Below are 23,673 nucleotides of genomic sequence, written 5' to 3'. Positions count from 1 at the left end.
GCCCAAAACACTGTGAAGGAGACCGCACCATGAAAGCGCTTTGCTGGCACGGCAAGAAGGACATCCGCTACGACACGGTGCCCGACCCCAAGATCGAGCACCCGCGCGACGCCATCATCAAGATGACGAGCTGCGCCATCTGCGGCTCCGACCTCCACCTCTTCGACGGCTTCATGCCGGGCATGGAGAAGGGCGACGTGATGGGCCACGAGTTCATGGGCGAGGTGATGGAAGTCGGCCCCGGGAACAAGAAGCTCAAGGTCGGCGACAAGGTGGTGGTGCCCTTCACCATCTGCTGTGGCGAATGCGAGCAGTGCCGGCGCGGCAACTTCTCGGTCTGCGAGACCACCAACCGCAACAAGGACCTGGCCGACAAGGTGTTCGGCCACACCACGGCGGGGCTCTTCGGCTACACGCATCTCACCGGCGGCTATGCCGGAGGCCAGGCCGAGTTCGTGCGCGTGCCGTTCTCCGATGTGGCGCCGGTGAAGATTCCCGATGGGCTGGCCGACGAACAGGTGCTCTTTCTCGGTGACATCTTCCCGACCGGCTGGCAGGCGGCCATGGCCTGCGACATCCAGCCCACCGACACGGTGGCGGTGTGGGGCGCGGGGCCGGTGGGGCAATTCGCCATCCGAAGCGCCGTGATGCTGGGCGCCAGACAGGTGATCGCGATCGACCGGCTGCCCGAGCGGCTGTCGATGGCCAAGGCCGGCGGTGCGATCACGATCAATTTCGAGGAAGAGAGCGTGATCGAGCGGCTGCAGCAGCTGACCAAGGGCAAGGGTCCCGAGAAGTGCATCGACGCGGTCGGCATGGAGAGCCATGCCACCCGCGCCATCGACGGGCTCTACGACCGGGCCAAGCAGGCGGTGATGCTCGAGACCGATCGGCCGCACGTGCTGCGCGAGATGATCTACGTGTGCCGGCCGGCGGGCATCCTCTCGATCCCCGGTGTGTACGGCGGACTGATCGACAAGTTGCCGATGGGCGCCTTGATGAACAAGGGCCTCACCGTGCGCACCGGGCAGACCCACGTCAACCGCTGGACGGACGATCTGCTCCAGCGCATCGTCGACGGCCAGGTCGACCCGGCCTTCGTCATCACCCACACGGCCAGCCTCGAACAGGGGCCCGAGATGTACAAGACCTTCCGCGACAAGCTGGACGGTTGCATCAAGGTCGTGCTCAAGCCCTGAGGAGACGCACCATGAAAGACAACACCCGCGCCGCGATGGCCAAGGGACTGGGCTGGTTCAGCATCGCCCTCGGCGTGGCCGAGCTGCTGGCACCGAAGGCCACGGCGAAGGCGACCGGCGTGCATTACGGGAAGAACTTGCTGCAAGCCTATGGCGCACGGGAAATCGCGACCGGCATCGGCTTGCTCGCCGCGAAAGACCCGCAGCCCTGGCTGTGGGCGAGGGTGGCTGGCGACGCCCTGGATCTGGCCACGCTGGCGGCCGACCTGGTGTCGAACCCCCACAAGCGGCGCAACACCGCGCTGTCGCTGGCCGCGGTGATGGGCGTGACGGCGCTCGACGTGTGGATGGCAGAAACCGCGCGTCGCGATGCGATCCGGCAGGCCGAGCCACCGCGCGACTACAGCGACCGCGTGGGGATGGCGCTGTCACCCGACGAGATGCGCGGCAAGGCGCGCGACGCGATGCAGGCCGCACCCGACCTGCAAACGCCGACGGCGCTCAAGCCGTACACGCTGCATTAGTTGCAACAGTCAGCGATGTGAACCGCGCGCCGACTCGCGGGCCTTGCCGCGGTTGGGGTGGCGCGGGGTGCTGATGCCGGGGCTCGCGCCCGGCGTGGCCTCGTTGGGTTCGGCGGGCACCCAGTCGCTGGAACTCGAGGAGGGCAATTCGCCAGGGCCGGTGGCCGGTTCGACGGTGGCGTCGGCCGGCGCAGGGTTCGACGGGTCGGTGGGGAGGGGCTTCTTGCGCTTGCGCAATCGGAGGTACATCTTGGAATTCCTCTGGTGGCAGTGCTCGGGCTTCTTCCTGCGGCAAGCGCCATTCCCGTGTCGCGCAGGCGTCTCCTCGGCGAAGGGAATTCCCTCGCTTGTGCCAAGTGCAATCGCTAGTAGAGAATTTCTCTACTACAACCTTGCGCCCCGCAGCAGGAGAGCCGATGCCCTACGCCGCACAGCGCGTCATGCACGACGCCGACAGCCACCTGATGGAGACCCCGGACTGGGTTTCGTCTTATGCCGACGCCGAGATCCGCGACCGGCTCAAGCCGCTCAACCTCGCCAAGGCGGGCAGCAGCACCTACGAGCACATCCAGCGCCAGGTCGAGCGGGTGAAAGACGCCGAGAAGACCGCCGCCATCAGCAGCAACGTCGTCGCCGGGCCCAAGGGCTGGGCGGCGCTGGGCGCGATCGCGGCGGCCGAGCGGCCTCGGGCGCTCGACGACCTGGGATTCGCCAGTCAGCTGGTGTTCTCGACCTTCGCGGGCGGGCAGTACCTCTCGCACGAAGACATCGACGTGCGCTACGGCGGCGTGCGGGCCCACAACCGTGGGATCACCGAGTTCTGCCGGGTCGACAAGCGGTTGATCGCCGTCGGCCAGGTGTCGCTGTCGGAGCCCGAACTCGCGCTGCGCGAGATCCGCGAGGGCATTCGCCTGGGCTGCGGCGCGTTCTGGATTCCCACGCAACCGGCGGGCAATCGCGCGCCCGGACACCCCGACCTCGACCCGGTCTGGCGCGAGCTGAGCGAGTCGGGCATTCCGTTCATGCTGCACGTGGGTGCCGGCGCGTCGATCCAGCCCAAGGGCTATGACCAGACCGGCCGCCCCCGCCCGCCCGATGTGCACGGCGGTGGTGAGAACCTGCGCTTTCGCGACCTGGTGGCGCTGCCGATGGCGCCGCAGCTCTTCATCTCGTCGATGGTGAGCGACGGGGTGTTCGAGCGATTCCCCACACTGCGCGGCGGCGTGATCGAGCTGGGCGCGGGCTGGGTGCCGCAGTTCCTGCGCAGCCTCGACATCGCGCACGGAGTCTTCGCCAAGAGCGACCCGATGCTCGCGTCGTTCAAGCTGAAGCCCTCGGAGCAGATTCGCCGCGCCCTCAAGTTCACGCCGTTCCCGAGCGAAGACGTGGGCCGCATGATCGCCGATGCGGGGCCCGGGCTCTTCCTCTTCTCGAGCGACTACCCGCACCCCGAAGGCACCAACGACCCGATCGGCCGCTTCGAGCGCTCGATGGGCGCGCTGTCGGACGAGGCCCGCACGCTGTTCTATTCGAAGAACTTCGAACAGATGATGCGTGCCGCCTGATTCATCACCACAAGAACGAGGAGACACCATGAATCGAACCAGCGCGGCCCGTGCGGCCGCGGCCCTGGTAGGCGCGCTCGTGGCCGCCGGCGCCGCAGCGCAGTCCGGCGGCAGCCTCACGGTCTTCGGCGGCGTCGACGGCAACCTGACCCGCGTGCGGGCCGAAGGGCGCGGCTCTCTCTGGCAGGTGCGTGACGCCGGCACGTATGTCACCAAGCTGGGATTCACCGGCACCGAAGACCTGGGCGGCGGCTTTCGCGCGCACTTCTATCTGGAGTCCCAGGCCAGCAGCGACACCGGCAACGGCGTGCCCACCAACACGAACAACCGTGTCACCGGCGCGTCGACCGGCGGCGGCATGACGTGGAACCGCAAGGCCACCGTCAGCCTCTTCACCCCGGCCGGCGAAGTGCGTTTCGGCCGCGACTACACCACCACCTTCGCGCCGGTGGCGTACTTCGATCCCTGGGGCACGGCCGGGGTGGGCGGCTCGGTGAACTACCAGCCGTTCTACAAGGGCGCGCTCGCGCTGCCGACGCTCGTGCGGGTGAGCAACTCGGTGGCCTATCACATCCCGCGCAGCCTGGTGAACGGCCTGCAGGTCTACGTGCAGGCGGCGGCAGGTGAAGGCGTGGGGCCACGCTTCATGGGGGGTCGGCTCCACTTATCAGAACGGGCCGCTGCTCCTGGCCGGCGGCTATTCGCGCACCGATGCGCCGCTCACCGACATGGGCACGTCGCTCACGCCGCTCACCGTGGCGTCGGACAACAAGCTCTCGATCTGGTCTCTGGGCGGCTGGTACACGCTGCCGGGCAATTTCCGCCTCATGGGCTTCGTCCATTCGCAGACGCTCGACGCCTACGGCTCGCTGGCCACGCCCGCCATCGGCACCGAGCGCGACCGCGAAGTGGTCGACACGCTGCTCGGCATGAGCTGGGGCATCGGGCCGACGGTGCTCAAGGCCTCGTACGTGGTGCGCAACGACAAGGGCGTGGAAAACGCCGACTCGCGCCAGATCTCGCTCGGCGTGGCCTACAACCTCTCCCGGCGCACCGCGATCTACACGACCTTCGTCGATTTCGACAACAAGAACACCGCGGCCTACAACTTCATCTCCTCCGGCTTCGCGCCGGTGGCCGGTGGCTCGGCCCGTGCCCTGCAGGCCGGCATCGCACACAACTTCTGATTTCACCCGTCTCCAAGGTGCGCCATCCGGCCTCGTGCCGGGTGGCTTTTTTTGGGAGCGTCGTCTGCACCACTGAGGGCTTCGACGCCCGCCCTGATCAGTAGCCCATCTTCTTCTTGAGCGCCTGGTCCACCCACATGCGGGTGTGGATCGGGCCGGGCCGCTCGGCTCCTGCGCGCAGCTCGCCGCCGTAGTTCTTCACCCACGGCCACCACGCGGTGTAGACGTAGGGCGTGGGCAGCCAGATGTAGGGCGCCTGCTCGAGGATCTCTCGCGTGAGGAGCCGCACCTTCACCTGGCGCACCTTCTCATCGGGCTCGGCGACGATCTCTTCCATCTTCTTGTCGAAGTTCGGGTCTTTCCAGCGCGATGGGTTGAAGGTCGCCTTGCTGGTGAAGTTCTTGCGCAGCGAGGTGGTCGGGTTGGTGATGGTGTTGACGAAGTAGAAGCCCGGCTCGTTGGTGCCGGTGAAGAGCGCCTTCTGCATCGCACCCGGCTCGGTGATGACGAGCTTGACCTTCACGCCCACTTTTTCGAGGTAGGCCGACACCAGCGTCACCAGGTCGTGGTTCTGCGTGTTGCCGCTGACCTGCACCTTGAACTCGAAGCCATTGGGGTAGCCGGCGTCGGCCAGGAGCTTCTTCGCCTTCTTGGGGTCGTAGGTGTAGAGTCCTGGATGGACGCCGGCATCGCCGACAGCGGCTCGTAGTAGCCGGTGTAGTCGGGGTGCTGCGGGTGCACGAACATCTCGGCATTGCCGCCGTAGTAGCCCTTGATGATGGCCTGCTTGTCGATGGCCATGTTGAGGGCGCGCCGCACCCGCACGTCGTCGAACGGCTTGGTGTCGACCCGCATGCCGATCACCGTGCCCGAGATGCCGAGCCAGCGCGAGGTCTTGAGCTTGGGCGCGGTCTTCTTCAGCTCGTCGATGGCCGACCAGCTCACGAGTTCGAGCACGTCGAGCTTGCCGGTGCGCAGCGCAGTCAGCGCCGTGGCTTCTTCCTTGATGACGCGGTAGCTGATCTTGTCGACGAAGGGCAGCTTGTGCTCCTGGTTGCCGATCTTTTCCTTGTCCCAGTAGTTGGGGTTCCGGGTGAAGGTCGACGAGTTGCCCTGGATGTAGTCGGTGAGCATGAAGGGGCCGGTGCCGTTGACGTTCTTCCAGTTGCCGGCGCCGGCGGCCACCACCTCCTTGGGCACGATGGCGGAGTAGTAGCCCCAGCCGAAGCGGTAGTCCCACTCGCTGTTGTAGTTCTTGAAGGTGAAGACGACGGTGTGCTTGCCCGTGGCCTCGACCTTGGCCACGTGGTCGAAGTAGCCCGGGATCTTCTTCGGGCTCTGGTTGATGCGGTTGAAGCTGAAGACCACGTCTTCGGCGGTCAGCTCACGCGCTTCCATCACGCCCGGCTTGGCGGGAAACATGATGCCCTTGCGCAGCTCGAACTCGGCACGCAGCGGGTTGTCGAGCAGCCGCCAGCGCTCGGCCAGTTCGCCACGCATGCCGTCGTGCGGCAGCCAGGCGTCGGCGATGAAGCGGTGCGGGCCGCCACGGCTCCTGGCCTTGGAGAGATCGGCCACGATGAGTTGCTCGTAGGTGAGGCCGAGGTCGTTGTTCAACTTCCACGACCAGTCGGCCGGGTCGAACGAGCCGGCATTGAGCGTGTAGACGAGGGTGCCGATGTTGAGCGTGCCGCCGGGCTGCGGTGTTTCAGGTGCGCTTCCTTGTGCGCACGACCAGGCCGGTGCGAGCGTGAGCACGGCAGCCGCGGCGAGCGCGCGGCGCCGCGAGGACAGAGGAGTCGAATTCGTCATGGAGAAGGGCCTCATCGAACGATGAAGAAGAGAGCCGGCATCCCACTAATATAAATAGCATCTACTAAAGGCGCGTCAGCAGAAGCCCTGAAGCTCAAGCTCAGGCCTTTGTCTTCGCGGCCTTGCGTTTTGCGGCGGTCTTGGCGGCGGTCTTGGCAGCGGGTGCGCGCTCGGCCTTGGCCTCGAAACGCTTCTGCAACCCCGCCCAGCCGCCGAGCGCGAAGTCGGTCCAGATGTTGGCCGCTTCTTCTGCGCTCACCCCGGCGCGCTTCAAGGCACGCCCCGAGAGGATGGGCGCGTTGACCACGAGGATCGAGCACACCAGTGCCACCTGTCGCGGGATGCCGTAGGTTTCGACGATGCGGTCGATGAAATGCTCGGTGATGGCGGCGCGCTCGTCCTTGCCGCGGCGGCGCACGAGGTCGAACACTGCCCGGTCGCTCGCCAGCAGGCGGATGATCGGGCCACGCTCATACAGGTATTCGAAGCCGTGCTTCTGAGAGTTGCGGATCAGCGGCTCGAGCGGCACGTCGGCCGGCAGTGCGGCGAGCTTGCGCGCGCCAAGATACTGGTACTCGCGCTCGAGCACCGCCTTCAGGATGTCTTCACGCTTGGGGAAGTACTTGTAGATCAGCGGCACGCTGACCCCCGCGCGGGCCGCGACTTTTTCGAGCGAGAAATCCGACAGGCCTCGTTCGAGGATGTGGGCCACGGCGCTGTCGAGCAATTGCTCCTTGCGCTCTTCGGGGGCCATGCGGCGGGCACGTGGGGCGGCGGCGGTCGGCACTCGGGTCCTCATGCAGATGGGAAGGGCGGCCGAGAGCATATCGCCGCGACGCGCTGCGCGGCCTGCGTCGCGTCAACAAAACCGGGTCAGTAAAGGATGCGGCAGCGGATGGTGTCGGGCAGGCTGCACAGGTCGGCCATCGCCACCTCGGGCGAGCCGCTGTCCACGTCGATCACGACATAGCCCACGTCCTCGCGGGTGCTCAGGTATTGCGCCGCGATGTTGACACCGGCTTTGGACAGCCGCTCGTTCACCCGCGCCATCACGCCCGGCACGTTGCGGTGGATGTGCAGCAGCCGGCTGCGTCCGGTGTGCTCGGGCAGTGCGACCTCGGGGAAGTTGACCGCGCTCGTGGTCGAGCCGTTGTTGCTGTAGCGGATGAGCTTGTCGGCCACCTCGCGGCCGATGTTGGCCTGGGCTTCCAGCGTGGAGCCCCCGATGTGCGGCGTGAGGATCACGTTGTCGAAGCGGGTGAGCGGCGATTCGAACCTGGAATCGTTGCCTTGCGGTTCGACGGGGAAGACGTCGATCGCCGCGCCGGCGATGTGGCCGCTTTCCAGTGCCTCGGTCAGTGCTTCGATGTCGACCACCGTGCCGCGTGAGGCATTGATGAGGTGCGCACCGGGCTTCATCGCCTGGATCTGCGCGTGGCCGATCAGGCCCTTGGTCGATGCCAGTTCCGGCAGGTGCAGCGTGACGACGTCGGACCGCTTGAGCACTTCATCGAGGCTCGCGAGCTGGCGCGCATTGCCAAGCGTGAGCTTCGACTCGATGTCGTGGAACACCACCACCATGCCCAGCTGCTCGGCCAGCACGCCGATCTGCGTGCCGATGTGACCATAGCCCACGATGCCAAGCGTCTTGCCGCGCACCTCGAACGAACCTTCGGCGCTCTTCGACCAGCCGTTGCGGTGGAGCAGGGCGTTCTTCTGCGGAATGCCGCGCATCAGCATGATGATCTCGGCCAGCACCAGCTCGGCCACGCTGCGCGTGTTGGAAAACGGCGCGTTGAACACCGGGATGCCCAGCTGGAGCGCGGCAGACAGGTCGATCTGGTTGGTGCCGATGCAAAACGCACCCACCGCCGTGAGCTTGGGTGCGGCCTGCAGCACCTCGGCCGTGAGCTGGGTACGCGATCGGATGCCCAGGAAATGCGCATCGGCCAGCACCTCGCGCAGTTCGGCCCCGGCCAGGGCCTTCGGGGAGGTGACGATGTCGGAGTAACCGTCGCGCTGGATCAGCTCCACCGCCGAGGGGTGGATGCCTTCGAGCAGGACGAACTTGAGCTTGTGCTTGGGGACAGAAAGGCGCGGTGCGGTCATGGGCGCATTGTTGACCACGCGCCTATCCCTCAGTGCGGGCAGTGCCACCCGCAAAAGAACGCGCCCGCCCCAGGCAGGGCGGGCGCAGCGCGCTGATGAGGCCGGCCATGCAGTCGACCGGCCTCGATTGAACGCGCGTTGGGTCTCAGCGCTCCTGGTCGCGCTGGCGGTCCTGGTCCCGCTCCGACTGGTTGCCCCCTTCCTGGCGCCGCGGTTGGCCGCCTTGCTGACCGCCTTGGCCACCCTGTTGCTGCTGCTGGCCGCTGCGGCTGCCGCCGCCTTGCTGCCCTGGCTGGTTGGCTTGGTTGGCCTGGTCCTGCTGGTCCCGGTTCTGTTGGGTCATTGCGATCTCCTTCAGTGAGTGCCGGAGGGATTCCGGTTCTTTTCACGGGCAACCGCCATGCCCGCGGGGCGACTGCGAGCACGCGGTTTGCTCGCAGCGCTACATCTTGGGATGCGCCACGCTGAGCGGCGACGCGCACGCCGCAAGGGGCCGCGTACCTCGCACCCACGACTTGAAAGATGAAGAAATTGCGGCATCTAGGGAGGACGGAACTTCGCATGCTCGAACACACACTCATCCCCCTCCGCCACCCTTTGCCGCCCGCCGAGTTGTGCCGTGTGGGGGGTGCGGAAGGCCTCGTTGCTTGCGTGCACGCCGATGGCAACACCGGCACGTCACGCCGGCTGCAACCGGTGTTGCAGCGCCTGCAGGCGCGTGGCTTCGCCACGCTCGACCTGGAACTGCTCGCGCCCGACGAAAGCGACAACGCGCAACCACCGCTCGACGCGCAAGCGCTCGCGCGTCGCCTCGATCAGGCGCTCGATCTCCTGCCCGCGTCGGTGAAGGACCTGCCGCTCGGGCTCTTTGCGTCTGACCACGCTGCTGCGGCGATGCTGTACTGCGCTGCGTGCCGCCCACACGGACTGCGTGCGCTGGTGTCGCGCAGTGGTCGGGTCGACCTGGCGAGCGAAGTGCTCGGCGACGTGCGCAGCCCGACCTTGCTGGTGGTCGCAGCCGGCGACCCCGAGATCGTGGACCTCAACCGCCGTGCCTTCAGCCGGCTGCGCTGCGAAAAGCGCATCGACGTGGTACCGCGTGCGACCCACCATTTTCTTGAAGCGGGCACGCTCGACGTGGTGGCCCAGCTGGCGCTCGACTGGTTCGCCACGCACCTGGCACCGCCCGGCTGAAAGCGCGCCGGCGGGCCCGCGGCACAAGTGCAACGGGCTGTACGAATGACGCAGAAACGGCAGGGTACGGCGCTACCATCGCCGCCTTCATGACCGAGCCCGCTGCTGCTGCCATGAGCCTGGCCCTCCGTCGTCACCCCCGCATGCAGTTCGCAGGGTGGGACCTGTTGCGCCTGCTGTCGCGCTGGTCGGCGAGGCTCGCGCTGTGTTGCGCGGCCGTCGGCGCGCATGCACAGGCGACCGCGCCCACGGCCCCGGCCGCACCCGCACCCACCGTCGACGAGACCAAGGCCGGGCACCTGCACCGCTTCTGTGGTTTCGTCGAATGGCCGCAGGCGAGTTTTTCATCTCCCGAAGCACCCATCGTCGTCGGCATCGTCGGTGCGCCGGTGTTGCACAAGGACCTGGCGCAGATCGTCGCCGGGCGCCTGGTGCAGAACCGCGCCATCCAGGTGGTCGAGCTGGCCGAGCCGCGCCAGGGCTCCACGGTGCACATGCTGATGATCGGGCGCGGTGCGTGGAAGCGCGCCGGCGACTGGATTGCCGCGGTGAAGGGCCTGCCGGTGCTCGTCATCACCGACATGCCTCAGGGCCTGGAGCGTGGTGCCGCGCTGAGCTTCGTCGAGAGCGACGGGCGTCTGCGCTTCGAGGCCTCGGTGCCGGCGGCCGAAGCGGCCGGCCTCAAGCTCAGTGCACGCCTGCTGCCGCTGGCCGAGCGGGTGGTGAAATGAAGCCGCGTTCAGGCCCCATGAAACTCACCACGCTGCAGTCGCAGCTCACGCGGGCTTCGCTGCTCACCACCTTCCTCGTGCTGCTGGTGTGCTCGGCGGCGCTGCTGACCTACGAGTACTTCACCTCGCGAAGCAACTGGTCGGCCGAGATGCGCACGCAGGCTGACTTCATCGCCCACAACAGCGCTGCTGCGCTGGTCTTCAACGACCCGCGCGCCGCCCAGGAAAACCTCTCGCTGCTTCATTTGCAGCAGCGCATCCACACCGCTGCCGTCTACGACAAGGAGGGCCGCGTCTTCGCGTTCTTCCGGGCCCGCGGCCAGGAGCCGCTGCCGAGCGCGGTCGACCCGGCGCTCCTGCGCGCGGGGGTGCTGTTCAGCGGCTCGTCGCTCGCCATGGCCTACCCGATCCGCCACGAAGACGAGCGCGTGGGCACCGTCTACCTCGAAGGCAGCCACGACCTCTTGGGCCGCATCGCGACCTACGGGCTCATCCTGGTGGCGGTGATGTCGATGGGGCTGGGCATCGCGGTGCTCTTCTTCAGCCGCCTGCTGCGCCGTGTGTCGCGCCCGCTCGACGAGATGACGCAGGTCGCGCAGGAAGTGATGAGCAAGCGCGCCTGGGGCCTGCGCGCCCGCGAGACGGAGTACCAGGACATCGGCGTGCTGGTCAGTGCCTTCAACAACATGCTGGCCGAGGTGCAGGCGCGCACCGGCGAGCTGGAAGTCGAGATGGCCGAGCGTGTGCGGGCCGAGCAGGGGCTGCGCCAAGCCGACCGCCGCAAGGACGAGTTCCTCGCGACGCTCGCCCACGAGCTGCGCAACCCGCTCGCGCCCATGACCACCGCGCTGGCGCTGCTGCGGCGCGAGAAAAGCACGCCCGAGGTGCGCGAGAAGTCGATGACCATCCTGCAGCGCCAGCTTGCGCACATGGTGCGGCTGATCGACGACCTGCTCGATGTGTCGCGCGTGTCAACCGGCAAGCTGTCGCTGCGCATCGAGCGGCTCGAGCTGGTGGACATCCTGCGCAGCACGGTCGAGCTGTTCCAGGGCCTGGCGGCCGACAAGGGCCTGTCGCTCAGCTTCGAGGAGCCCGGCGTGACGGTGCCGCTGGCAGGCGATGCGGCCCGCCTGACGCAGGTCTTCAGCAACCTCTTGAGCAACGCCTGCCGCTACACGCCGCTCGGCGGGCGCATCGCGGTTTCGCTGGTGCGGGTGGACGGGCTGGTCGAAGTGGCAGTGCAAGACAGCGGCCTCGGCATCGAGCCGGCGCTGCAGCACCGCATCTTCGACCTCTTCGAGCAAGGCGACAAAAGCCTGGAGCGTGGCAGTGCCGGCCTTGGCATCGGCCTCACGCTCGCGCGCCAGCTGGTGCAGTTGCATGGCGGCGAGATCACCGTGCACAGCGCGGGCCGCAATCAGGGTTCGCGCTTCGTCGTGCGCCTGCCGCTGGAGCCGCCATCACAGCTGCCGCCCGCGGCTGCGGCACCGGCCCCGCGCCGGGTCAGCGGCGAAGCACCGCCGATGCGCGTGCTGGTGGCCGACGACAACGTCGACTTCGCCACCAGCCTGGCCGAGCTGCTGCGAGGCGCGGGCCACACCGTCGAGGTGGTGCACGATGGCGCCGCCGCGTTGACGGCCGCGCGCCGCGAAGCCCCCGATGTCGCGCTGCTCGACATCGGCATGCCGCACCTCAACGGCTATGACCTGGCTCGCAAGCTGCGCGCAGAGCCCGCGCTGCAAGACACCTTGCTGGTGGCCATCACCGGCTGGGGCCAGGCGAGCGACCGCGAAGAAGCGCTGCGGGCCGGCTTCGACCACCACCTCACCAAGCCGGTCGACCCGGCGTTGCTGAGCGGCTTGCTGGCCAGCGCCGGCCGCCGCCAACCCGAGGCGCGGTCGGCGCACTGAGCGCAGGCCGGCTCAGTGCAGGCGGCCGCCGCGCAGGCGGTGCAACACCGCTTCGGCCTGCAAGGCCAAAGCATCGAGTTCGGCGCCCAGCTCTTCGGCCGTGGTGCCCAGCTGGCGCGCCCGTTCCAGCAGCGCGCGTCGCTCTCGCTCGAGTTCGTCGCGGTGTTTGTCGTTGCGCGGGGCGTTGTGTTGTGCGGGTGTGCTCATCGTTCGATGTCTCGGGTTTGGGGAAGGTCCGGGGCGGTCACGGGGCGGGCCGGCAGGCCACCAGCTGGCGCAGCAGCTCGGCCACGCTCCAGGCCTGCGCGATGCAGCCGCGCGGGGTGTAGGGGGCCTCGGCGTCGAACACTTCGGCCACCGAGCCGATGCCGAAGTCGCCGATGTGCGCGATCAGGCCGTCGAGCCAGGCTCGCACGCCGGCGTCGTCGCCCGGGTGCTGCTTGCGCCAGGCGTCGAGCCAGGGGCCGATCAGCCAGCCCCAGACGGTGCCCTGGTGGTAGGCGGCGTCGCGCTCCTTCAGGGTGCCGAAGTAGCGCGGTGCGTAGTTCGCGCTGCCGGGGGCCAGCGAGCGCAGCCCCACGGGCGTCAGCAGACGTTGGCGCACGATCTGCAACACCTCGGCCCAGCGGCTGCGGTCGAGCACCGGGTGGGGCAGCGAGATCGCGAACACCTGGTTGGGCCGGCACTCGGCGCTGTTGCCCTGCGGACCGTCCACCACGTCGTAGAGGTAGCCGCCTTGCGCGAACCAAAAGCGCTGGTTGAAGCTCTCGCGCACGTGGTCGGCCCGGCGGTCATACAACTCGCCTTCGCGCGAGCGGCCGGCGCGGTGCAGCCAGCCGGCCAGCACCCGCAGCGCGTTGAACCACAGCGCGTTGATCTCGACCGCCTTGCCGCGACGCGGGGTGACCACCCAGCCGTCGCATTTCGCGTCCATCCAGGTGAGCTGGTAGCCCTCGGCACCCTGGCGCAGCAGGCCGTCTTCCGGGTCGACGCCGATGCCGTAGCGCGTGCCTTCGATGTGCTTCTCGGCGATGTTCACCATCGTCGGCAGGAGCCGCGCGAGCAGCGCGTCGTCGCCGGTGGCCACGTGGTAACGGTCGAGCGCGTGGAAGAACCACAGCGTTGCATCGGCGGTGTGGTAGAGCCCCTCGTTGCTGCCGTCGGGAAACATGTTGGGCAGCAGCCCGTCGTGCACGTACTGCCCGAAGGTGCGCAGGATGCTCGCCGCCTCCTGCGTGCGGCCGGTGCACAGCGTCAGGCCTTCGAGGCTGATCATGGTGTCGCGGCCCCAGTCGGTGAACCAGTGGTAGCCGGCGATCACGCTCTTGATCTCGTCGCCTTCGGCCCAGGCGCGGGCGGTGTCCCGGCGCCGTCCGTTGGGCGTGATGACGAACTGGTCGGCCGCCAGCACCAGCTCGGCCGCGACACCGGTGCGCGCCTCGCGCGGCGCGCGGCGCAACAGGCGGGCGCGGCGCTCCAGCTCGGCGGCGACCGCTTCCTCGGGTGACATCGCGTTCATGATGTCGATCGACTCGGTCGAGGCAACCAGCGCCACCGTGTCGCCAGGCAGCAGCGACATCGTCAGCACGCCCGGGCTCCACAGGCGGCCCTCGTGACGGTAGCCGCGTTCGGCCTCGATGCGGTAGTGCAGCTCGGTCAGCTCCTCGGCCTGCTGCTGAAAGCCCACGTCGGGCCCGTGTGCGCGAAGGCGCAGCGCTGCGGGCCCGTTGTCGCAGGTGATCTCGTGGACTTCGCCGAGGCTGTAGCGGTAGTTGAGCTGCAGCTCGGACCGGAGCTCCTCCTCGTGGTGGCGGAAGTGCAGCGCCGGGCGCAGCTCCAGGCGCAGGTGCGAGCGGCCCTCGATCATGCGGTAGAGCAGCAGGGTGGTGTTCTGCCGGTGTGGCATCAGCACGCTCTTTTCGATCACGTGGCCGTCGACCTCGAAGGTCCACACCGGCAGGCCCGCTTCGAGGCGGAACTCCTTCAGTCGCCGCACGCCGGGCAGCGACAGGCGGCTGCCGGTGCGCTCTTCGCCGCTCAGCTGCACCCGCGTGCCGTCCCCGAGCACGACGGTTTCGACCAGGTGGTTGAGCATCACGGTGCGGCCGAGCGGGTTGGGCAGTGCGGCGACGAGCAGCCCGTGGTACTTGCGGGTGCCCAGGCCCGCGATGCTGGCCGAGGCATAACCGCCGATGCCGTTGGTGACGAGCCATTCGCGGCCGAGGGCGACGCCGGCCTCGTCGTCGGTGCCATGGGGGCGCGCCTCGACCCGTCGCAAGACGGAAGCGGTCACGGCGGTGTTCTCGGCAGTGTTCACAGGGTCTCCTCGAAATGGGGTGGCGCGAGCAGCAGGGTCGTCTCGCCTTGCACGCGCCAGTTGTCGAACGGCCGCGGCAACGGGCGGCCGGGCACCTGTCGGTCGGCCTCGGCCGCGTCGGGCGGCACCGTGCCCAGGCCGCCGTAGCGTGGGTCCTGGCTCGACCAGGCCACCCGCCACGGGCCGCAGGCCGGCGGCGCGAGCAACGGCTCCGGGGCCGGGTCGAGGTGAAGCGAGCGGCCGAGGTTGACGACGAGCAGGCGGTCGTCGTCGCCCCCCGGGCATTCGCCGAAGAAGCGCAGCACGAAGGCGTCGGGCGAGAGCAACGCGCCGTCCACATGGCGTTGCAGCTGCGCCCGTCGCAGGCATGCGTCTTCGCGGCGCAGCGCCAGCAGGTCGCGATGCAGCTGCCAGGCCCGGCGATGCGCACCGTGCTCGCGCTCGGCGTGGTCGAGCTTGCAGCGCTCGAAGCTCGTCGCCTCGTGGGGCAGGGCGAGGGTGTCGGCCACCTCGCGCGGGGCGAGGTTGGCGAACTGGGCGGTGAAGTCGCGTCGGCCACTCAGCACCCGCGCGGCCAGATCGGGCGCGTGGTCGGCGAAGAAGAGAAAGGGTGCGCTGCTGGCGAACTCCTGTCCCTGGAAGAGCATCGGCGTCTGCGGTCCGAGCAGCAGAAGGGCCGTCAGCGCACGCCAGCGGCCCGGACTGCACAGTTGGTGCAGCCGCTCGCCGTGGCCGTGGTTGGCGACCTGGTCGTGGTTTTCGAGGAAGTGCACGAAGCGCAGCGGCGCGAGGTCGAAGGCCGGCGCACCGCGCCGCTGTGCTTGCCAGCGGTACCACTGGCCCTGGTAGAGAAAGCCGTACTTCGCGGCCGAGACGAACTCCTGCGCGCTGCCGCGGTGGTCGGTGAAATAGGCCTCGTCCTGGCCGGTGGCGGCGACCACGGCGCTGTGGTGCCAGTCGTCGTTCCAGATCATGTCGAGGCCGTAGCCACCGTCTTCGCGCGGGCGCACGAGCCTGGCGTGCTGCGGCTCGTTCTCGTTGACGACGAGCGTGGCGCGCGCGCCGGCGGCGTGACGCACGCACTGGCCGATCTCGTCGAGGATGTGCGGCGACGAGTCGTCGAAGATGCTCTGCGTGGCGTCGAGCCGCAGGCCGTCGAGGTGGTATTCGCCGATCCAGTGCGCCACGTTCGAAAGCACCAGGTGACGCACGCCTGCAGCACCTGGCCCGTCGAAGTTGGGCGTGTCGCCCCATTCGCTGCGGCGGCTGGTGCTGACGTACGACGCCGAGAAGTCGCGCAGGTAGCAGCCGTCGGGCCCGAAGTGGTTGTAGACCACGTCGAGCAGCACGCCGAGGCCGAGCGCATGGGCATGGTCGACGAAGTGGCGCATGTCGTCGGGCTTGCCGTAAAGATGGGAGGGTGCGAACCAGCACACACCGTCGTACCCCCAGCCGAAGCGGCCGGGGAACTCGGCCACCGGCATCAGCTCGATGGCGGTGATGCCCAGCGCCACGAGTGCTGGCAGCTCGCGCATCGCGGCTGCCCAGGTGCCTTCGCGGGTGAAGGTGCCCACGTGCAACTCGTACAGCACCTGGCCGGCCAGCGGCAGGCCGCGCCAGCCGGCATCGGTCCATGCGAACCGCGATGCGTCGATCACCTCGGAAGGGCCGTGCGGTCCTTCGGGCTGATGGCGCGAGGCCGGGTCGGGTCGGGTGATGTCGCCATCGAGCCGAAAGCGGTAGCGCGAGCCGGTCGCAGCCGTTTTCACCACACCGGCGAAGTAGCCCTCGGCGTCTTTCGTGAGGGCATGGTGCCGCGCGCCGCTGGCTGTCTCAAGCGCCACGTCGACCGAGCGGCGCTCGGGGGCCCAGACGCGAAACGACACCCCCGCGCCCTCCGCCAAAGGATGTGCACCGATCGGCAGCCGAGCGGGAGGAGGGTGCAAATCTGACCGGAATATGGCGGGCGGTGCGTTCATTGCCAATTGCTGGCAAAGACGGTGCCGCCAGGCCGGCGACCCCTCGCTTCAGAGGGGGCGCTGTGCGGTGGCCTGCTCGATGGTGCGAGCGAGCAGGTCGGGGTCGACCGGCTTGGAGAGGTGTGCATCGAAGCCTGCGGCCAGCGCACGTGCGCGGTCGGCCTCTCGGCCATAGCCCGTCAGCGCAATCAGCGGCATGCGGCGCGAGCCCGGGCGGTTGCGCAACTCGGTGGCCACCGCGTAGCCATCGTGGCCGGGCAGGCCGATGTCGAGCAGCACCAGGTCGATGGCGTGGGCGTCGATGGCGGCAAGGGCTTCGTCGCGGTTGCGCGCGGCCACCACCTCGTGGCCCATCAGGCGCAGCAACTCCGACATCGCTGCCATCGCATCGCGGTCGTCTTCGACCAGCAGCACGCGCCGCGCGCCGGCGCCGGCCACCGGCACGCGCTGGCCGGGCTGCGTGCCGGCCACGGCCTTCGGAAACCTCACGGTGAAGGTGGCCCCCTGGCCCGGGCCGGCGCTGTGCGCCGTCACCTCGCCGCCATGCAGGGCGACCAGCTGCTTCACGAGCGCGAGGCCGATGCCCAGCCCGCTCGACATGCGCCCCGGCAACGGCGGGCCCTGCACGAAGGGCTCGAAGATGCGCGGCAGCAGCGCCGCGTCGATGCCAATGCCCTGGTCCTGCACCGAGAGCACGGCGTGCTCGCCGTCGTCTTTCACCGTGATGCGCACCTCGGTGCCTTCCGGCGAGCACTTGAGCGAGTTGAAGACGAGGTTGTTGACGATCTGCTCGATGCGCACCCCGTCGCCCAGCACCCACGCGTCGTCGGCCTGCACCACGATCTTGTGACCCGCAGCCTTCTCGGTGGTACGCAGCGCGTCGGCACAGCTCGTCACCCACTCGGCAAGGTTGATGCGGCGCGCCTCCAGCACGATCTTGCCCGACATGAGCCGGCTCACGTCGAGCAGGTCGTTGACGATGTGGCTCAGGTGGCGGTTCTGGCGCTGGATGATGGAGAGGAACTTCTCGCGCGCCTCGGGCGGGCTGCGCTCGTGGCTGAGCACCGCGGTGGCGCCGGCGATGGCGGCCAGCGGGTTGCGAAGCTCGTGGCCGAGCAGGGCGAGGAACTGGTCCTTCGCGGTGTTTTCGCGCTGGGCGGCTTCACGCAGTGCGGTCTCGCGCGCCAGCAGCTGCTCGCGCTCGCGCTCGGCGGCTTCACGCGACTGGCGCTCCTGCGTCAACAGCCGGCCGGCGCCGGCCAATGCGTCGTAGAGGGCCTGGACCTCGACCAGGCGCGTCGCACCGAGGCTCGGCGTTTGGCCGGCGCCCACCGCTTCGGCGGCGCGCGAGGCGTTGTCGATGGCACGCATGAAGGTGCGGCCGAGGTAGTAGGCCGCGAGCACCGCGGCGCCGAGCGCCAGCAGCCCGCTCACCGCCAGCCACAGCACCGCGTGGGTGATTGAGCGCTCGATGGTGCTCACCGGCATCGCCACCGCGACGGTCCAGCCCGTCTGCTCGGAGTGCGTGAAGGCGTCGTATGAGTCCACGCCTTCCAGCGTGTCGTGCCGGATCAAGCCTTCCGGCGCCGCCTCGGCGGCCGCCACCAGTTCGGGCCGCGCCGGTTTGCCGAGCGTGGTGTCGGCGTTGACGTTGCGCGAGATGAAGCGGCCCGTCCCGTCGATCACGCCAATGGTGGCGGTGGAGCCGTTCTCCACCTGAAGCGCGGTCGCGCGCCAGTGGTCCACCGAGTAGGCATGTGCGATGACGTAGCGCTTGCCGTTGAGGGTGTCGGTGGGCACGTAGAGCGCCGTGAGGAGCTTGCCGGAGACGGGTCCCACCATCAGGTCGGTCACCACCGGCTGGCCCGAGTTGAGAGCCTGCTGGATGCGCGCTTTGGGGGCCGCGGGCAGTGGGCTGCCCAGCGGCTCCAGCGTGTTGAGCAACTGGTTGCCGTCCTCATCGAGCAGGAAGGTCCATACGTGCGGGGGGCGGTTGGCGCCCTTGGCCTGTTCATAGAAGGCGGCAAGGTCACCCTCGCGCAGCGACTCCGACTGGGCCAGCGCCGTCAGCGCACCGATCGAGCGCTGGATCTCCACGTCGACCAGCAGGGCCGAGGCTCGCACCGTTTCGCGCAGGCCGTTGAGCGCGGCGGTGCGCTCGCCTTCGCGGACCTTCTGGACCGCCATCACGGCGGCAAGGAAGCCCGGCACGAAGATGACAGTGGTGACGAGCAACAGGAGCGAGCGAATCCGCATCTGCCGTTTCTAGCACAGCGCCTTTGCCCAAAGGCCCCTCCACGTAGGACGATTCCGACAAGCGCATGCGAATTTCAGTGCTGCAAGTGTTGTGTTGCAGTGCCTACGATGCCGCGAAGGGTTGCAGTCAATGAGAAAGACATCGGTCGGGCGGCAGAGTGCGAAACCCGCGTTTCGCGAATCAGACTTCGCAGGCATGCGCCCTCAGGAGCAGGCGGAGCTGAGCGGATCGCTCAACCAGTTGAGCCAGCAGCTCGCCGCCACCCGCCAGCTGTTGCGAGATCTCGAACTCGGCACCCCGGACGCCGACCCCCTCGCGCCCACCGCCCTTGCGGTGCCTGGCGGCATGGCCCCGGAGCCCCCTTCGAGCGACGACGACTCCGCTGTGCCCAAGTAGCGCCCGACGCTTGAGCTGGATCGAAGCCACCTGCTGTCCAGTGTGGGAAAGTCAGAGGCCTTGACCTTCCTATGATGGGAAGCATGAACATGGCTTCATGAACACCTCACTTTCTTCCGATGTCCAGTTGCAGGTCGAAGGCATGACCTGCGCCTCGTGTGTGGCCCGCGTCGAAAAAGCGCTCCTCAAGGTGCAGGGCGTGACCGCGGCCGCGGTCAACCTGGCCACCGAAAAGGCCAGCGTGAGCGCCGCAGCCAGCGTGCCGCTGGCCGACCTGCTCGCCGCGGTCGAGAAGGCCGGCTACAGCGCCCGTGAAGTCGTGCACGAGCTGCCGGCGCAGGCCACCCGCCCCGCGGCGCCCACCTGGTGGCCGGTGGCGGTGAGCGCGGCGCTCACGCTGCCTTTGGTGCTGCCGATGGCGCTGGCGCTTTTCGGCGTACAGCTGATGCTCGACCCGTGGTGGCAGCTGGCGCTGGCCACGCCGGTGCAGTTCTGGCTCGGCGCGCGCTTCTACGTTGCCGGCTGGAAGGCCTTGCGCGCCCGTGCCGGCAACATGGACCTGCTGGTCGCGCTCGGCACCTCGGCGGCCTTCGGCCTCTCGCTCTATCTCATGTGGCAGCATGCGGGCCACGACGGCATGCCGCATCTCTATTTCGAAGCCTCGGCCGCCGTCATCACGCTGGTGCTGCTCGGCAAGTGGCTGGAGCAGCGCGCCAAGCGGCAGACGGCCGACGCCATCCGCGCACTCAACGCCCTGCGGCCCACCACCGCCACCGTGCGGCGAGGTGGTGCCGAGCTGGCGCTGCCCATCGAGTCGGTGCAGGTCGGCGACCTGGTGGTCGTGCGCCCCGGCGAGCGGGTGGCGGTCGACGGCGAAGTGGTCGAAGGCGCAAGCCACCTTGACGAATCGCTGATCACCGGCGAGAGCCGGCCGGTGGCCAAGCACGTGGGCGACCGGGTCACGGGCGGTGCCATCAACGCCGAAGGCGCCTTGCTAGTGAAGACGCTCGCGATCGGTGCCGAGACCACGCTGGCGCGGGTGATCCGCATGGTCGAGTCGGCGCAGGCCGCCAAGGCGCCGATCCAGCGCGTGGTCGACCGGGTGAGTGCGGTCTTCGTGCCGGTGGTGCTGGGCATCGCGGCGCTGACCTTCATCGGGTGGATGCTCGCAGGCGGCACGCTCGAACAGTCGCTCATCAACGCGGTGGCGGTGCTCGTGATCGCCTGCCCGTGTGCGCTGGGCCTGGCCACGCCGACGGCCATCATGGCCGGCACCGGCGTGGCGGCGCGACGCGGCATCCTCATCAAAGATGCGGAAGCGCTGGAAGTCGCGCACGCGGTGACCACGATCGCGTTCGACAAGACCGGCACGCTCACCGAGGGCAAGCCGGCGGTGGTGGCCATCGAGCCGGCGCCCGGCCACACCGCGCACGACGTGCTGCGCCTTGCGGCCGCCCTGCAGCGCAGCAGCAGCCATCCGCTCGCGGTCGCGGTGCTGGAGCGGGCACGCAGCGAGGCGGTCGAGGTGCCGGCGTCGACGGCTGCACGTGCCTTGCCCGGCCGCGGCGTCGAGGCGGTGGTCGAAGGGCACACCCTGCAGCTTGGCAGCACGCGGCTGCTGCACGAGACCGGTTTGCAGGCCGGCCCGCTGCACGACCAGGCGCAGGCGCTCGAGGCCCACGGCCGCACGCTGTCGTGGCTGGTCGCGCTCGACGGCCAGGGCGGCGCCTCGCTGCTGGGACTGCTCGCGTTCGGCGACGCCCTCAAGCCCAATGCGGCCTCGGCCGTGAAGCGCCTGCACGTGCTGGGCGTGAAGACGGTGCTCCTGACGGGCGACAACCGCGGCAGCGCCCGCGCCGTGGCCGAGGCGCTCGGCATTACCGACGTGCGCGCCGAGGTGCTGCCGGCCGACAAGGCCTCGATCGTGCAGTCGCTGCGGGCGAACGGCGAAGTGGTGGCGATGGTGGGCGACGGCATCAACGACGCGCCGGCTCTGGCGGCCGCGCAGGTGGGCATCGCGATGTCGACCGGCACCGACGTCGCGATGGAAACCGCCGGCATCACGCTGATGCGCGGTGACCCGCTGCTGGTGCCCGATGCGCTCGACGTGTCGCGTCGCACCTACGCCAAGATCCGGCAGGGCCTCTTCTGGGCCTTCGCCTACAACGTGCTGGGCATTCCGCTCGCCGCGCTCGGCTGGCTGAGCCCGGTGATTGCCGGAGCGGCCATGGCCTTCAGCAGCGTGAGCGTGGTGACCAACGCGCTGTTGCTGCGCCGCTGGCAAGGCGCTTCGGCCGACAAGGAGACGACATGAGACACCCTGTGTCAACCTGTTGGGACGGGCCAAGCGCCGGGCCGCTCCCAAGCCGGCCCGCCATCCCCCCGGGGGGATCGGCCGACGTACCCGGCGGACGAGGAGCTGTCATGAGCACACCGATGAACATTGGCCAGGCCGCGCAAGCCACCGGCGTGTCGGCCAAGATGATCCGCCACTACGAAAGCGTGGGCCTCTTCCCCGAAGCGCGCCGCACCGAAGCCGGCTACCGGCTGTATGGCGACAAGGAGCTGGCCACGCTGCGCTTCATCCGTCACTCGCGCGACCTCGGTTTCTCGTTGGAGCAGATCCGCGCGCTACTGGACCTGTGGCAGAACCGCCGCCGTCCGAGCCGCACGGTGAAGGCGCTCGCGCAGACGCACCTCGACGAGATCGACCAGAAGCTGCGCGAGCTGCAGGCGATGAAGGCGACGCTCTCGCACCTGGTGCACTGCTGTGCGGGCGACGACCGGCCCGACTGCCCGATCATCGATTCATTGGCCGACGTGCCTCAGGCCGCGGGGCAGTAGATCTTCTTCAGCGACGCGCTGGAGCGGAAGTGGGTGAGCGGCGCGCCCAGCGCCTGACGCGACACGCGCGAGAGGTGGGCCAGATCGGCAAACCCGTTGGTGCGGGCGATCTCGGTCAGCGTGGTGCCGCTGTAGAGCATGTTGAGCGCGTTGTGAATCTTGAGCCAGAGCTGGTAGTTGCGCAGCGAGATGCCCAGCGACTGCGTGAAGAGGTGCGACATGCGCGTGTACGACACGCCCACGCTGCGGGCCAGCTCGTCGAGGCTGCGGTTCACGTCGGCGTGCAGCAGTGCGACGACATGGTCGGCCTTGTCGTCGATGGCGCTGTGCGTGACGGGGGGCAGGTAGCGCGCCACGGTCGAGATCAGGCCGTTGTAGAGCAGGCCGCCCTGGGCGCCGTCGAACTCGCCGCCGCTGGCCGCCTGCAGCTGTGGCTCGTGGTAGGCGAAGGCCTCGCGCGGCAGCGACATCACGCCATGCCGGGGCATGCCGCGGAACATGCGGAACATCGGGTGCAGCGGGTTGACCAGCAGCGACACGATCGGCGTGTCTTCGGCGAGCAAGCGGTGCTCGACCAGCGGCTTGACCACCAGCGCCTGGTGGTGCGTGACCTCGCCCTTCATGTGCAGCTCGAAGGGCTTGCCATTCGCCGACACCACGATGCCGCCACTGCGGCGCAGCATGGTGCAGGTGCGCAGCGACGGGGCGGTGTACATCACCCCGCCTTGCACGACGTAGGCATTCTCGTGAGCGGGCGGCACCGGCATGACCGGCGAGGCAAGCGACGGGTCGGCCACGCCAGGCGCAAGCGTGCCAAGGTGCGCGGAGGGTGCCGCAACCGGCACCGGCAATTCGTTCATGGACAGTTCCTTCCCACAACGACAACCAGTCTAGGTGGGGGTGTCGGCCTGTCTCTACTCGATTGTCCTCAGTCGAGGGTGATTGCGGAGCGGTGGTGCTGCACTGCGCGCCAAGCTGCGCTAAGTGCGTACAAGAGGCGGCGATGGTCGTGTTTGCGACGTGCGTACCTAGGGTGCAGGAACGGCCAGCGCCGGCCCGAGCCCGAGCGGTGCCGGCAAGTGCATCAGCACCTTCTGGAACACGCTGCGGTAGGGACCGTCGGTGTCGTAGCTTGCGATCGGGTCGCGGTTGAGCTTGAACGCCTTGTCGAGCTCGCGCCACTCGGCGGCGCTCAGCACACGCTCGGCCAGCGGCAGCACGACGGTCTCTTCCACGTGCATGTGGCTGAGGTAGAAGTCGATGTACTCGTCCATCGCCTTCTCGAAACGCTCGCGCCGGCGCGGGCCTTGTTCGGTGTCGCCCATCATCTCGAAGCCGAGCAGCTCGTGCTCGAGTGTGCGGATGGCCGCCTCGCCGCGGGCGTGGTCCTGGTCGAGCTTGTCGAGCACCGCATTGGTCTCGCTGCCCTGGCCGCGCAGCAGGGGGAAGAGCAGGGTGCTTTCTTTCGTGTGGTGCAGCTTCTCCGGAAATTCGTCGACGTAGAACAGCATTGCGCGCAGCACCGAGAAGTCGGGCAGGGTGTTGCGCCGTCGGTGCTCGGCCAGCAGCAGGCGGATGCTGCGCAGCATGGCGGTCAAGGCCTGGTGTTCGCTGCGGATGATCTGGAGGGTGGGGTGCATGGTGGCCTC

22 protein-coding genes and 1 pseudogene are annotated in these 23,673 nt (G+C 68.6%); 11 read left to right on the top strand and 12 right to left on the bottom strand.

Annotation, left to right across the window (positions count from 1 at the left end):
* Positions 1–29: 29 nt before the first annotated feature.
* Together LRS03_RS05695 and LRS03_RS05690 are read left to right on the top strand one after the other, a co-directional pair.
* Positions 30–1,199: a zinc-dependent alcohol dehydrogenase gene (locus LRS03_RS05695; RefSeq protein WP_257824424.1), complete on the top strand. Its 1,170-nt coding sequence runs from the start codon at positions 30–32 to the stop codon at positions 1,197–1,199.
* Positions 1,200–1,210: 11 nt separating this feature from the next.
* A complete protein-coding gene (locus LRS03_RS05690) occupies positions 1,211–1,723 on the top strand; it encodes a hypothetical protein (RefSeq protein WP_257824423.1) in 513 nt (170 codons plus the stop codon).
* A 9-nt stretch (positions 1,724–1,732) separates the two neighbouring features.
* On the opposite strand, the gene LRS03_RS05685 is transcribed toward LRS03_RS05690, so the two are convergent.
* The gene (locus tag LRS03_RS05685; RefSeq protein ID WP_257824422.1) at positions 1,733–1,972 is read right to left on the bottom strand and encodes a hypothetical protein; all 240 of its coding nucleotides are present in this window, start codon (positions 1,970–1,972) and stop codon (positions 1,733–1,735) included.
* 167 nt (positions 1,973–2,139) lie between these two features.
* Between LRS03_RS05685 and LRS03_RS05680 the strand changes: the two genes are divergently transcribed.
* The 3 genes and pseudogenes from LRS03_RS05680 to LRS03_RS05675 all read left to right on the top strand — a co-directional run bounded on the left by LRS03_RS05680 (position 2,140) and on the right by LRS03_RS05675 (position 4,475).
* On the top strand, positions 2,140–3,288 hold the full coding sequence (locus tag LRS03_RS05680; RefSeq protein WP_257824421.1) for an amidohydrolase family protein: 1,149 nt from the start codon (positions 2,140–2,142) through the stop codon (positions 3,286–3,288).
* A gap of 28 nt (positions 3,289–3,316) precedes the next feature.
* Positions 3,317–3,856 (top strand): annotated as a pseudogene (locus LRS03_RS26780) (porin); the annotation flags it as partial.
* A gap of 55 nt (positions 3,857–3,911) precedes the next feature.
* Positions 3,912–4,475 (top strand): porin, encoded by a 564-nt coding sequence (locus tag LRS03_RS05675; RefSeq protein WP_257824420.1) that lies wholly within the window; start codon positions 3,912–3,914, stop codon positions 4,473–4,475.
* Between the two features lie 97 nt (positions 4,476–4,572).
* Here the strand turns inward: LRS03_RS05675 and LRS03_RS05670 are convergent, their stop codons facing one another.
* From LRS03_RS05670 to LRS03_RS05650, 5 genes are all read right to left on the bottom strand, one after another.
* A complete protein-coding gene (locus LRS03_RS05670; RefSeq protein ID WP_257829435.1) occupies positions 4,573–5,109 on the bottom strand; it encodes a periplasmic substrate-binding domain-containing protein in 537 nt (178 codons plus the stop codon).
* A complete protein-coding gene (locus tag LRS03_RS05665) occupies positions 5,031–6,287 on the bottom strand; it encodes an ABC transporter substrate-binding protein (RefSeq protein WP_257824419.1) in 1,257 nt (418 codons plus the stop codon). The genes LRS03_RS05670 and LRS03_RS05665 overlap by 79 nt, the downstream gene beginning before the upstream one ends.
* Before the next feature lie 100 nt (positions 6,288–6,387).
* Positions 6,388–7,074 carry a TetR/AcrR family transcriptional regulator gene (locus LRS03_RS05660; RefSeq protein ID WP_257824418.1) on the bottom strand — a complete coding sequence of 229 codons (687 nt, stop codon included), beginning with the start codon at positions 7,072–7,074 and terminating at the stop codon, positions 6,388–6,390.
* A gap of 86 nt (positions 7,075–7,160) precedes the next feature.
* The gene (serA, locus tag LRS03_RS05655; protein ID WP_257824417.1) at positions 7,161–8,396 is read right to left on the bottom strand and encodes a phosphoglycerate dehydrogenase; all 1,236 of its coding nucleotides are present in this window, start codon (positions 8,394–8,396) and stop codon (positions 7,161–7,163) included.
* A 145-nt stretch (positions 8,397–8,541) separates the two neighbouring features.
* The gene (locus tag LRS03_RS05650) at positions 8,542–8,739 is read right to left on the bottom strand and encodes a hypothetical protein (RefSeq protein ID WP_257824416.1); all 198 of its coding nucleotides are present in this window, start codon (positions 8,737–8,739) and stop codon (positions 8,542–8,544) included.
* 218 nt (positions 8,740–8,957) lie between these two features.
* On the opposite strand from LRS03_RS05650, the gene LRS03_RS05645 reads away from it, so the two are divergent.
* The 3 genes from LRS03_RS05645 to LRS03_RS05635 all read left to right on the top strand — a co-directional run bounded on the left by LRS03_RS05645 (position 8,958) and on the right by LRS03_RS05635 (position 12,231).
* Positions 8,958–9,590, top strand: coding sequence for an alpha/beta fold hydrolase (locus tag LRS03_RS05645; protein WP_257824415.1), 633 nt, complete (start codon positions 8,958–8,960; stop codon positions 9,588–9,590).
* Between the two features lie 113 nt (positions 9,591–9,703).
* Positions 9,704–10,321 carry a TOL_0243 family YfiR-like periplasmic protein gene (locus LRS03_RS05640; protein ID WP_257824414.1) on the top strand — a complete coding sequence of 206 codons (618 nt, stop codon included), beginning with the start codon at positions 9,704–9,706 and terminating at the stop codon, positions 10,319–10,321.
* 17 nt (positions 10,322–10,338) lie between these two features.
* Entirely contained in the window at positions 10,339–12,231 is a 1,893-nt protein-coding gene (locus LRS03_RS05635) for a sensor histidine kinase, YfiR-like protein-associated (protein ID WP_257824413.1), read from the top strand.
* 12 nt (positions 12,232–12,243) lie between these two features.
* Here the strand turns inward: LRS03_RS05635 and LRS03_RS05630 are convergent, their stop codons facing one another.
* The 4 genes from LRS03_RS05630 to LRS03_RS05615 are packed head-to-tail and all read right to left on the bottom strand — an operon-like array spanning position 12,244 to position 18,783.
* Positions 12,244–12,438, bottom strand: coding sequence for a hypothetical protein (locus LRS03_RS05630; protein ID WP_257824412.1), 195 nt, complete (start codon positions 12,436–12,438; stop codon positions 12,244–12,246).
* Positions 12,439–12,475: 37 nt separating this feature from the next.
* Positions 12,476–14,548, bottom strand: coding sequence for an amylo-alpha-1,6-glucosidase (locus LRS03_RS05625; protein WP_257824411.1), 2,073 nt, complete (start codon positions 14,546–14,548; stop codon positions 12,476–12,478).
* Entirely contained in the window at positions 14,545–16,527 is a 1,983-nt protein-coding gene (gene treZ / locus LRS03_RS05620; protein ID WP_257824410.1) for a malto-oligosyltrehalose trehalohydrolase, read from the bottom strand. Before treZ ends, LRS03_RS05625 begins: the two co-directional genes overlap by 4 nt.
* A gap of 48 nt (positions 16,528–16,575) precedes the next feature.
* Positions 16,576–18,783 carry an ATP-binding protein gene (locus LRS03_RS05615; protein ID WP_257824409.1) on the bottom strand — a complete coding sequence of 736 codons (2,208 nt, stop codon included), beginning with the start codon at positions 18,781–18,783 and terminating at the stop codon, positions 16,576–16,578.
* Positions 18,784–18,979: 196 nt separating this feature from the next.
* On the opposite strand from LRS03_RS05615, the gene LRS03_RS05610 reads away from it, so the two are divergent.
* The 3 genes from LRS03_RS05610 to cueR all read left to right on the top strand — a co-directional run bounded on the left by LRS03_RS05610 (position 18,980) and on the right by cueR (position 22,024).
* On the top strand, positions 18,980–19,180 hold the full coding sequence (locus tag LRS03_RS05610) for a hypothetical protein (protein ID WP_257824408.1): 201 nt from the start codon (positions 18,980–18,982) through the stop codon (positions 19,178–19,180).
* Positions 19,181–19,277: 97 nt separating this feature from the next.
* Positions 19,278–21,494, top strand: coding sequence for a heavy metal translocating P-type ATPase (locus tag LRS03_RS05605; RefSeq protein ID WP_308296395.1), 2,217 nt, complete (start codon positions 19,278–19,280; stop codon positions 21,492–21,494).
* A gap of 110 nt (positions 21,495–21,604) precedes the next feature.
* Entirely contained in the window at positions 21,605–22,024 is a 420-nt protein-coding gene (gene cueR, locus LRS03_RS05600; protein WP_257824407.1) for a Cu(I)-responsive transcriptional regulator, read from the top strand.
* Here cueR and LRS03_RS05595 read toward each other — a convergent pair.
* The gene (locus tag LRS03_RS05595; RefSeq protein WP_257824406.1) at positions 22,006–22,884 is read right to left on the bottom strand and encodes a helix-turn-helix transcriptional regulator; all 879 of its coding nucleotides are present in this window, start codon (positions 22,882–22,884) and stop codon (positions 22,006–22,008) included. The two genes, cueR and LRS03_RS05595, sit on opposite strands and share 19 nt — an antisense overlap.
* A gap of 168 nt (positions 22,885–23,052) precedes the next feature.
* Positions 23,053–23,664 carry a hemerythrin domain-containing protein gene (locus LRS03_RS05590; protein ID WP_257824405.1) on the bottom strand — a complete coding sequence of 204 codons (612 nt, stop codon included), beginning with the start codon at positions 23,662–23,664 and terminating at the stop codon, positions 23,053–23,055.
* Between the last annotated feature and the right edge of the window lie 9 nt (positions 23,665–23,673).

The organism is Rhizobacter sp. J219 (genome assembly GCF_024700055.1).
Taxonomy (GTDB): Bacteria; Pseudomonadota; Gammaproteobacteria; order Burkholderiales; family Burkholderiaceae_C; genus Rhizobacter.
This window is presented reverse-complemented; position numbering and strand designations above follow the sequence as displayed.

What these genes read in the sequence shown, in the direction of transcription:
- LRS03_RS05605 (WP_308296395.1), top strand. Translation starts at nt 19,278, where the DNA reads ATGAACACCTCACTTTCTTCCGATGTCCAGTTGCAGGTCGAAGGCATG.
- LRS03_RS05645 (WP_257824415.1), top strand. Translation starts at nt 8,958, where the DNA reads ATGCTCGAACACACACTCATCCCCCTCCGCCACCCTTTGCCGCCCGCC.
- LRS03_RS05595 (WP_257824406.1), bottom strand. Translation starts at nt 22,884, where the DNA reads ATGAACGAATTGCCGGTGCCGGTTGCGGCACCCTCCGCGCACCTTGGC.
- LRS03_RS05685 (WP_257824422.1), bottom strand. Translation starts at nt 1,972, where the DNA reads ATGTACCTCCGATTGCGCAAGCGCAAGAAGCCCCTCCCCACCGACCCG.
- LRS03_RS05695 (WP_257824424.1), top strand. Translation starts at nt 30, where the DNA reads ATGAAAGCGCTTTGCTGGCACGGCAAGAAGGACATCCGCTACGACACG.
- LRS03_RS05615 (WP_257824409.1), bottom strand. Translation starts at nt 18,783, where the DNA reads ATGCGGATTCGCTCGCTCCTGTTGCTCGTCACCACTGTCATCTTCGTG.
- LRS03_RS05680 (WP_257824421.1), top strand. Translation starts at nt 2,140, where the DNA reads ATGCCCTACGCCGCACAGCGCGTCATGCACGACGCCGACAGCCACCTG.
- LRS03_RS05630 (WP_257824412.1), bottom strand. Translation starts at nt 12,438, where the DNA reads ATGAGCACACCCGCACAACACAACGCCCCGCGCAACGACAAACACCGC.
- serA (WP_257824417.1), bottom strand. Translation starts at nt 8,396, where the DNA reads ATGACCGCACCGCGCCTTTCTGTCCCCAAGCACAAGCTCAAGTTCGTC.
- cueR (WP_257824407.1), top strand. Translation starts at nt 21,605, where the DNA reads ATGAGCACACCGATGAACATTGGCCAGGCCGCGCAAGCCACCGGCGTG.
- LRS03_RS05650 (WP_257824416.1), bottom strand. Translation starts at nt 8,739, where the DNA reads ATGACCCAACAGAACCGGGACCAGCAGGACCAGGCCAACCAAGCCAAC.
- treZ (WP_257824410.1), bottom strand. Translation starts at nt 16,527, where the DNA reads ATGAACGCACCGCCCGCCATATTCCGGTCAGATTTGCACCCTCCTCCC.
- LRS03_RS05690 (WP_257824423.1), top strand. Translation starts at nt 1,211, where the DNA reads ATGAAAGACAACACCCGCGCCGCGATGGCCAAGGGACTGGGCTGGTTC.
- LRS03_RS05640 (WP_257824414.1), top strand. Translation starts at nt 9,704, where the DNA reads ATGAGCCTGGCCCTCCGTCGTCACCCCCGCATGCAGTTCGCAGGGTGG.
- LRS03_RS05610 (WP_257824408.1), top strand. Translation starts at nt 18,980, where the DNA reads ATGCGCCCTCAGGAGCAGGCGGAGCTGAGCGGATCGCTCAACCAGTTG.
- LRS03_RS05635 (WP_257824413.1), top strand. Translation starts at nt 10,339, where the DNA reads ATGAAACTCACCACGCTGCAGTCGCAGCTCACGCGGGCTTCGCTGCTC.
- LRS03_RS05590 (WP_257824405.1), bottom strand. Translation starts at nt 23,664, where the DNA reads ATGCACCCCACCCTCCAGATCATCCGCAGCGAACACCAGGCCTTGACC.
- LRS03_RS05665 (WP_257824419.1), bottom strand. Translation starts at nt 6,287, where the DNA reads ATGACGAATTCGACTCCTCTGTCCTCGCGGCGCCGCGCGCTCGCCGCG.